13 protein-coding genes and 1 pseudogene are annotated in these 8,595 nt (G+C 50.6%); 1 reads left to right on the top strand and 13 read right to left on the bottom strand.

The window, feature by feature from the left end:
- The 13 genes and pseudogenes from NA197_RS17830 to NA197_RS17770 all read right to left on the bottom strand — a co-directional run.
- Positions 1 to 599: DUF1367 family protein (locus tag NA197_RS17830; protein ID WP_052920990.1), on the bottom strand; the 599-nt coding region annotated here is incomplete at its 3' end.
- Between the two features lie 405 nt (positions 600 to 1,004).
- Positions 1,005 to 1,238 carry a DinI family protein gene (locus tag NA197_RS17825; RefSeq protein WP_001217669.1) on the bottom strand — a complete coding sequence of 78 codons (234 nt, stop codon included), beginning with the start codon at positions 1,236 to 1,238 and terminating at the stop codon, positions 1,005 to 1,007.
- A 231-nt stretch (positions 1,239 to 1,469) separates the two neighbouring features.
- Positions 1,470 to 1,967 carry a type II toxin-antitoxin system death-on-curing family toxin gene (locus NA197_RS17820; protein ID WP_058799674.1) on the bottom strand — a complete coding sequence of 166 codons (498 nt, stop codon included), beginning with the start codon at positions 1,965 to 1,967 and terminating at the stop codon, positions 1,470 to 1,472.
- A gap of 10 nt (positions 1,968 to 1,977) precedes the next feature.
- A complete protein-coding gene (locus tag NA197_RS17815) occupies positions 1,978 to 2,157 on the bottom strand; it encodes a hypothetical protein (RefSeq protein WP_016156674.1) in 180 nt (59 codons plus the stop codon).
- Positions 2,158 to 3,143: 986 nt separating this feature from the next.
- Positions 3,144 to 3,431: pseudogene (locus NA197_RS17810) on the bottom strand (DUF551 domain-containing protein); the annotation flags it as partial.
- A 3-nt stretch (positions 3,432 to 3,434) separates the two neighbouring features.
- The gene (locus tag NA197_RS17805) at positions 3,435 to 3,908 is read right to left on the bottom strand and encodes a class I SAM-dependent methyltransferase (RefSeq protein ID WP_058803857.1); all 474 of its coding nucleotides are present in this window, start codon (positions 3,906 to 3,908) and stop codon (positions 3,435 to 3,437) included.
- Positions 3,908 to 4,384 carry an ead/Ea22-like family protein gene (locus tag NA197_RS17800; protein WP_058803855.1) on the bottom strand — a complete coding sequence of 159 codons (477 nt, stop codon included), beginning with the start codon at positions 4,382 to 4,384 and terminating at the stop codon, positions 3,908 to 3,910. Before NA197_RS17800 ends, NA197_RS17805 begins: the two co-directional genes overlap by 1 nt.
- Positions 4,381 to 4,728: a DUF977 family protein gene (locus NA197_RS17795; RefSeq protein WP_058803853.1), complete on the bottom strand. Its 348-nt coding sequence runs from the start codon at positions 4,726 to 4,728 to the stop codon at positions 4,381 to 4,383. Before NA197_RS17795 ends, NA197_RS17800 begins: the two co-directional genes overlap by 4 nt.
- Entirely contained in the window at positions 4,715 to 5,446 is a 732-nt protein-coding gene (locus NA197_RS17790; RefSeq protein ID WP_371062086.1) for a DUF1627 domain-containing protein, read from the bottom strand. The genes NA197_RS17795 and NA197_RS17790 overlap by 14 nt, the downstream gene beginning before the upstream one ends.
- A gap of 16 nt (positions 5,447 to 5,462) precedes the next feature.
- A complete protein-coding gene (locus NA197_RS17785; RefSeq protein WP_058803850.1) occupies positions 5,463 to 6,215 on the bottom strand; it encodes an ATP-binding protein in 753 nt (250 codons plus the stop codon).
- Positions 6,212 to 7,195 carry a replication protein gene (locus NA197_RS17780; protein ID WP_058803847.1) on the bottom strand — a complete coding sequence of 328 codons (984 nt, stop codon included), beginning with the start codon at positions 7,193 to 7,195 and terminating at the stop codon, positions 6,212 to 6,214. Before NA197_RS17780 ends, NA197_RS17785 begins: the two co-directional genes overlap by 4 nt.
- Positions 7,196 to 7,294: 99 nt before the next feature.
- Positions 7,295 to 7,837: a toxin YdaT domain-containing protein gene (locus NA197_RS17775; RefSeq protein WP_057060580.1), complete on the bottom strand. Its 543-nt coding sequence runs from the start codon at positions 7,835 to 7,837 to the stop codon at positions 7,295 to 7,297.
- 2 nt (positions 7,838 to 7,839) lie between these two features.
- Positions 7,840 to 8,070: a transcriptional regulator gene (locus NA197_RS17770; RefSeq protein ID WP_047736767.1), complete on the bottom strand. Its 231-nt coding sequence runs from the start codon at positions 8,068 to 8,070 to the stop codon at positions 7,840 to 7,842.
- A gap of 111 nt (positions 8,071 to 8,181) precedes the next feature.
- On the opposite strand from NA197_RS17770, the gene NA197_RS17765 reads away from it, so the two are divergent.
- Positions 8,182 to 8,595: a transcriptional regulator gene (locus NA197_RS17765; protein WP_047736768.1), complete on the top strand. Its 414-nt coding sequence runs from the start codon at positions 8,182 to 8,184 to the stop codon at positions 8,593 to 8,595.

The raw sequence follows: 8,595 nt of genomic DNA, 5'->3' as shown, positions 1-8,595 counted from the left end.
CACCCCGCAAAGCTCATGAGCTGGGCGGCGGCGTTCTCGGCCTCGCGCTGAGTACGGAATGTACGTGATAAAATCCACCGCCAGAGCACATCAAGCGCGGATTTATACAACTGCTGAAATTCGACCTCATCCATGCTGGAAAAAGCAATGCTGCGGGGATGTTTGCGGAGGGTGCCATCAGGTAGCTGGATGGCGTCATAGTGACCAGCCTCAACCGTCACCCATGCGCGGTATGCATCGAAAGATTTACAGAGGCTAATTCCGTTTGTTACCCGGCGGTTTGCAATCTGTTCCAGATACTGTTCAGCCGCATCCAGTAATGCGCCCTCATTCCCGCCATATGCAGCAAGAAACTTTGCATAACCGTTTACCAGTTTGCGCTCGTTGGCAGAAATGGCGCCGCCGGTGGGTTCCCAGTATTCAAACCCAAGATTAAGCAACGCGAAAAAGCGGCGATGGAATGCAGGATTCCTCACCTGACGAAACTCAGCCACCAGCACGGCGCCGAGTTTAATTTTTGATTGCAGAATATCGCTGGTCTCCGGCGTAGCCGGGATCAGGATCCCTGAGGACTGCTTAATGAGTTGTAACTGCGCCATGGTGTCCACTCCGTGGCGCATCGCGGTCAGGTTGCTGGTTGTTCAGGCCAGCTCAATAATTATGATTGCGTACGTAGTGACAAGTCAATTTTTAGAAGCCATTTCCCTTACAACTTCCATAATGGTTTCTTTAGACCAGTAACGATCATCCCTGCTTAGTTTTCTGTGAGTTATGGAGCTATCTTTGGTGGAAATTATATAGCGCTCTTCCGTCCCCAACTTGAAGGACAGCAACTCCCTTCCTTTCCCATCGGTTATGGTCACTCGCAGATCTGACTGAACTACACCCTCCACGGAATCCCCCTGAGCGACATACAGACGCGATTAGAAATTGTCGGCAGCAGCATCAAAGGGATACGCAAATTGCGGTATTCTGAAAAATGCGCGCCAGCATTAAGCGCAATGTTAATAAAACCAGTCGTCAGCGCTTTCCCACGTTTCCTGCAGAATGCTCTGTATACGTTTTTTATCGCCATCAGCAGCACCGACGATACTCAGACCATCCTGACTGCCTCGACGGATGGTTAAGTTGCAGTTTTCATACTGATTCTGGAGACGGGTAATTAATTCTTTTTCAAGCGCAGGAACGGCACCTTCCGGAAGCTGTTTTGTCCGGCTGATAACAAGTTCAATTCTCATAATTCCCTCTACATTTAACTACTGTATATAAACACAGTACACCTGTTAGAAATAACATTCAAGAGGTGAATAGCACTTTTTGCAAAAGCCATGCCCTTGTATAGGAAGAGTTTTTCCGAGTATTCGGAATTTACTAAATCAGTTAGGCAAAGGCTGAAAGCGAAAAAAAACCCGCCGAAGCGGGTTATATAATTCAGTATTGGTCGGCCAAATAACCGCCTCTCAGCGGATTCAGTTTTTCGATACGATTCGGATGTAGTGTGAAGTCGCCACGAGAACCTGAAGCGAATTTCCGCCTGTTGCACATAACGTTCTGGAATCGTACTCTCGGGACCAGTGGCATAGCCAATTTTCTAGGTCTTCCACTGAATAATCCTTACGAGCCAAACCCTCTGCGATGGTTACGACCTCATCACTGGGTGCTGTAAGCTCATATCCATTCAGCAATAGAAATACGTAACCAGCCATCATGGCGGTGCGTTTGTTTGCATTTGCGAATGGATGATTCTGGATCAGGCTTTCAATAAGAACAGCAGACAGGCGAAACATATCGTCTGTCTGCTCATAATATCGAATCGTACTTGGTCGGGACTGTGAAGAACTGAGGTTGTTCGGATTCAGTACACCTATTGGCTCATTTGGCGTCTGAGTCTCGATCAGAGACCTGTTGATGTAAACGATATCGTCAATCGAAAGATAATTGACTCCTTCAACATACTCTATCGTCATCCGTTTCTACTCAGACCTTTGAAAGTTCTTCCATCGCCTTCTCATAACGAGCAAACCCAAACTCAAAGGCGTTTTTAACTTGACCAGTATGTGAACATGCTTCGCTGATCGCTGCACGAGGTTTCGCCACCGTGGATTTGTCACGAGGCGGAATGTACAAGCGATCTGCCTTTTTTAATGCGTGACCCATGATTATCATCCTCATGCACGTTTGGCAGTGCTTTCTCAAATTGTAGGATGTAAACACATCCAAAGAATTCATCACCACTTGGAGTGGTTGAGGACAATTTAATACCATTCGTCATATTTGAGCAATGGGTCCATGTCTGAAGATAGATGCATGTTCGACGAACTTTATTGTGGCCACTTTGCAAGTTAGCACCATTTTCGACGATATTACCCCACGGGTATAAGTAAAGTAATATCACGTTCAGCGGAGATAGGTGGGGCCTATGATCCGACTTGAGCTTTCAAGAATGGCAAAAATAGCACTTTTTGCACAAAATGCATGGCTTAGTTGGAATGCATGACAACAAAGATTGCTGTAGTATTTCGCCCCCTCTGAATGTAGCGCTCAGATTTTAATCGACCCAATCCCGCCCTGCTTCAACAACAAGCCCCGCATATGCGGGGCTTGTTGGGTTGACCCGCGGTAATGGGTTATGACGCAACACTTCATGCCGGAGTTTTCCTTTCTGTCTTGTTGTGAACCTCCCAGAGGCTAATGCCACAACTGAACACAAACTCAGCCAGATAATTTAAGCCGGACCATTCCCGGATGCCGCCGCGCGCCGCTTCCACAAATACAGCGATATCCTGATCACGCCACACTCCAAACAGGCGCCAGCCGCCACTGTCAGTCTTAACGGCTGCTATACGCGTCAGAACACCAGTCTGGTACAGGTCAGTGAACGCAGGTTTCTTCCTGGTTATTATTCGCATATCTACAAACCTAAGAAATGTTGATTACAAATCACTGATTCGTATTTTTTGATTTTGCACTAGTGCCGATCACAGGACCGGCATGTAGGTGTTTCACGATTTACCTCCGTTGAGCATGGCGGAGCGGCAGGCGTTCCATATTTTCTGAGCTAGGAACTTATCGCCAATGTTATGCGCCAGCAGACTGACAATTTGACCAGCCAGACCTTTTGGCATTTCCTCCGGCACTACCGGCGCTGGCGCTGCGGAGTAGAAATACGGCCTGATAATCCACTTTTTATTCCAGAAATCCCGAGTTTTCTCAGCTTCCTCAAGTGTTGCAACACTACAGCCAACCTTTCCGCACTCTTTGATGACGTGGTATCCGGCTGGCTCGCTATCAGCCTTGCGGCGTTCCTGTAGCTCACACAGGGCCGCTGCAACATAATGGCTATTGTGCTGTTCAGCCCACTGAATGAGCCGAATCAGTGTTGCATTTGAAACGCGTTCGTCTGTTAGTTTGTTATTGGTAATAGTGGTCATGGGTTAGTCCTTCACAAAAATAATCCAGTGGGTTTTATCGTTCTTGCCGGTTCGTTGGCCGATGATTGGTTTCACGTCCGTCAGCGCCAGAATCTGGCTAACCGGGATCTGCGTTTCATTCCATTTAAAAATGAGTACACCGTGTGACCGCAATACACGGAACGCCTCTTTGAACCCGGCGCGAATGTCGGTGCGCCATGTTTTTTTATTCAGGCGACCGTATTTTTTACCCATCCAGGCCGTTTGACCGACACGTTCCAGATGAGGCGGATCAAACACCACAACCGGAAACGACGAATCAGCAAACGGTAGCGCGCGAAAATCAGCAATGAGGTCAGGACTGATAACCAGACGGCGACCGTCGCACAGGGTATGCTCTTCGGCGCGGATATCGGCGAACACGGCGCGGGAATCCTGTTTGTTGAACCAGAACATGCGAGAGCCGCAACACACGTCCAAAATAGTTTGCTGTGACATCACGACTCCTTAACCTTGATGCCAGCGGCGCGTATTTCGTGTATCGCATTGTCATTGCCAGCGCACCAACCCTCGGCGTAATCCCGGCTGAATCCGCTCAGGTGCATGACCTCATCAACGCTGCGTTTTGGTAAGTTGACAGCCCGCGCCTCCAGTTCTGCTATTCGCCGTTCTGCGGCTTCCAGCTTCTCGTAGAGAACATCCCAGCTTGTCGAGTTATCCAGAACCAGCTTTGTAACTCGCTCTTCACGTGATTTGTAATGTTCCAGCTCAACTCGCAGCTTCCCAACCGTAAGCGCAATATCCTCGTTCTCCTGGTCGCGGAGTTTGATGTATTGCTGTTTTTTATCCAGCTCATCCAGCAGCGCCTCTGCGGCGATATAAATAACCTGTCGTGCACGGTCTGCTGGGTCGCTATAGTGCGCCTGCATGAGGCGGAACTCTTCACGTAGCGCCTGTTTGTCGATGTTGCTCATTGGGCTACCCCCTTGTTGATGCTCATTTTGGATGCTCCATAAACCTGCATTACCTGGCTTTTCTCCAGTGCCGGTAGCGCTGAAAATCCGGTTGTCTTGTTGCAGCTATAACGCTTCAGGTCATAATCAATTACTGCCCGCTGGTCGCGGAAAATGCCGCACCGGCCGTGACGGATGAGATTCCCCCGCTCCACCGCAACTCGGATGTATTTCTCTGCGGTGGTGCGATGCAGGCCAAACATTTCGACGATGTCTTTGGTCGTTGCGTGGCCATACTTTTTCACCATCTCGATGATCCAAGCGATGAACAGGCTGCGTTCCTCTTGGGTCTTAGGCCTTGCCATTCGCCACCTCCGCGTTTACCAGCTGCTGCACGAGATTTTTATGCCGACCAACTACACGCACCGCATCGCGCAATTTCTCCAGGCTCGCCAGCTTGTTTTTTGTGCGGCGAATTTCGCGGGAGATCACCCGAACTGTCGGAACGGTCTGGGCAGTTACGCGCCCTTCGGTGAATGAGGGGATCTCCCTGATAATCTTCGCGATATCCTTCTGCTGCTTGGTAGCGGCCATTTCAGGCTCAGCACTGACTGCGGGTACAAATTCAGCAGCAGGTTCTGGCTCCGGTTTTACCGAGGACGCCGGCAGCGACCAGGTTACGCCTTTGCCCTTCCCGTTCTTCATCACAACGCCCTGGCGCTCCAGCGCGCGAAGTACAGAGACCATCCCTCGGGCATTGCGATTGACGGCCGCGGCCAGCGATACGGTGGTCATTGCCCCGTTATCACGCAGCTGCTGGCGGATGACATCGGGATCAACCTCCTCCGGCTCCGCACCTTTCAAGCGCGGGGCCTGACTCATTGAAGCTTTTGGCGTTGATTGTTGCGGCTGTTTTGCAACGGTGCCGATGAACCAGCCACCATCGCCAAAATCACATAACCCCTGGTCACGCTGTTCACGTAACATGGTAAGCGCATCAACCGGGTCGATATCCAGACGAGCTGCCACTTCGCGGTAAGTCGCCAGGCCCATTTTTTCCAGTGCTTGAATTACGGTTTCCATAGCTTTCCTTTCGAAATTATTTAACAGGACGCAGGTGCGACACGTTTTTGCGGTAGCTTGACCAGTTGAAATTCACCCAGATACCGCCATCCATCTGAAGACGGTCCATAACGCGCGCGCCCAGGGTGTTGACCAGTTCGCCGTGATTCAGGTTGGTAAGAATGCCAACCGGACGCATCGAGGAGAGTCGGCGGTCAATGACCTGATTGATGATGACCTTCTCGCCGCTGGATCCTCGCTGAATACCGACCTCATCCAGCACCAGGAGATCAACATTGCACAGGTCGTTAAGCAGTGACGATTCGGACTGTCCGTCGTCGTAACATTCACGAACACGGAGCATCAGGTCAGGGATGGTCACCACCAGAACCGAGTGGCCAGCGCCCAGCAGGTGATTACCAATTGCCGCGGCAAGGTGGTTCTTACCGGTTCCTGGCGCTCCACTGAATACAAAGCTTGCGAAACTGCCGCCTCCGAAGTTCTGCGCGTAGCTTTTTGCCATGCTGTATGCCTGGCGCTGCTCCGGCCCATTCACCTCGTAATTCGCGAACGAGCAACTGCGATGCAGTGCCTGGATGCCGGCACGACCAAAAATCTTTTCTGAGCGGGCGCGCTGGTTCATCTTGTCGATTTCGCCGGACCGCTTACGACCTTCGGTTTCCTGCCACGCCTGCCACTCTTCAACGCTGGTGAATTTTGGCTGAACACTGGCCGGGATGATTTTCTTCAGGCGCTCGAGTGCGCTGCCAGTACCCATTACGTTTTTCATTGATGCCCCCTGAAACCCGGTGGAATTTTGCTGTCAGGCTTGGATATCTGGTTCACGTCCCGGCCAGCCTTGCTGCCGCCAAAGGCGAATTTCGGTTTGAACAGGCCCTGATAACCATTGGCAATGCTCGCGTTTATAACGGCTACCGGATCGTGGCCTTCGTCCAGACACTCTTTCAGCAGGTTGAAAGCCTTGGTCACTGTCATCTCGGTTTTAATGGGCTTACCGGCCTGGCGACGGTATGTGACCCATTCCTCCCAAGAGGTTGCATCCAGCCATTCAGGGATCGGCACACCAAGCGGGTCAAACTTAACCTTTCCCCTTGGGGGATTAGAGGGGGTTAGATCTGTATTTATATTTGTCTTTGGAAGAATGTCTTTGGTGTTCCCTGTTTTCGGGGATCCCTTTCCCTGTTTTCGGGGATAACCATCCCCATTTTCAGGGATGGTTTGACGGTTATTTTCACCATCCCCGTTTTCAGGGATAACCATCCCTGTTTTCAGGGATAACCATCCCTGTTTTTGGGGCTGGTAATGACTGACTTCAGGGATTGAAATAACCCATGTGACAACTTCAGCAGCCGGGAAAGCCGCTGGGCATCTTGTGCAATTTGGCTTTGTGTAGGCCCACTTATCCAGGTTGGTATTAATCCCAATGTATCTGGTTTGCCCAATGCGCCGCAGGATGATGATGTTCCGATAAGCGAGGCTCAGTACCGCTTCTGAAACGTGCTTCACCTTCAGTGTTGTTTTGTCCGCAATGAGGCTGTTGGCGATCCTGTCCGACTTTTTGGACCAGCCATAGGTCAGACGGACGATAGCGTTCAGAACGCGGAATTCGCGGCCTGATAGCTCGACGATACACAGGGCATCCTGGATCTGGTTGGCTAAACGCAAATAGCCGTTCTCCAGTTCAGCCATGCGACTCTCCTGCTTCCCCTCTTGCGTGGGGAATTTGTAAATTTCAGCGGTGTTTGACATACTGCTCTCCGCAACTACCGGACGTATTTGCACCCGAAAGCCGTTGGTGTTCGTGCACCGCGGCTTTCACCTTAAATTCGACATGATTCACTGTGCACCTCACATGACTCCTGGGCCCATGACCGCGAGACCACTCAGAACCTGAACAACAGCCTCCCCTGGCAGAAGCGCCAGCAGGTGTTCAATGCCCTCTCTCACCTCTTTAACCAGTTGATGCTGTGGCGCCCTCAGAATTACCGCGCGTTTCGCTTCGCCGATCTCCTTCTCCATCGCTGCATAACGCGTCATAAAGCAGTCTTGGGATACCAAGCGGCCACGGAACTCAAGCGGAAGAACGGCGAGGATCGCGGGTGACAGCTGGCTGATGTTTTTGCGGGCATACTCCGTATCACCATCGAGCCAACGGAATAGCTTCTGACGCTTACGGCTCAGGTCTTCAGGAAAATCCAGCCCGGCGCCGCCCTGTCGCTCCCATTCCTCAACGATGATTCCGGCAACGACATCCTGGTTATCCAGTGATGCGGCCCAGGCACGAACGGCATCGCGGATCTGTTCGTGCTTATCTGCCGCGCTTGGCTGATTGCGATTTATCATCGCCACCGGAGTTATTCCGGTATTTTGTTGATATGAAATGGCATGCATGGTCAGGACTCCTGTTTTGGCAGCCCGTCTGTAGGGTTTGGATATGCTTCTGGATCAATTTCATGAGGTGTAATTTGCCAATTCAGGAACTGACAAAGCGCACGAACTCGTGACGTTGGGACTTTCCCAGAATTCATCCATCGACTAACCGCCTGAGATGAAAGGCCCATAGCCTCACCAAGGGCAGTTTGAGTAGTGATTGATTTCACTTTTTTCTTGAGTTGCTCGTTCATGACTCCTCCTTAGGTTGTGAACAAGCATACACATTGAAACTGAACGTTTCAAATAAATTACTCCAATTTGTTTCAGTTACTTCTGAAACATAGGGTTGTAAAATGGAAAGTATGAATACCGAAACCAATAAAGTTTTCGCATACAGGTTCAACCAGGCTCTTACGGAGCATGGTTGGAATCTTTCCGATTTAGCCCGTCGCGTTGGTGTTACGCCGCAGGCGGCACAGAAGTGGGCGAAAGGAATTTCTATACCGCGCGGTCTGAAGCTCAAGTCCCTCGCCGAAGTAACTGGAAAGCCCGAACACTGGTACTTCATGCAGCCAGACACTGATGATCCTGAGGTGATGGCTCAGCTTGGTATTCCCAAAAAACTAGATGTTACCGAAGAGGCCCTTCTTGCTATCTTTAATCAGCTCCCCGAAGCTGAAAAATTACGCCTTATCATTCATGCAAAGGGCGTATTGAAAGAACTGGAAGAGCTGAAAGATGATGTTGGTGATCTGATAAAAAACCTAAACCGCTAA

It is taken from the genome of Salmonella sp. NW884 (genome assembly GCF_051700745.1).
Classification (GTDB): domain Bacteria; phylum Pseudomonadota; class Gammaproteobacteria; order Enterobacterales; family Enterobacteriaceae; genus Salmonella; species Salmonella enterica.
The sequence above is the reverse complement of the archived record's forward strand: the minus strand, read 5'-3'. Positions and strand labels throughout refer to the sequence as shown.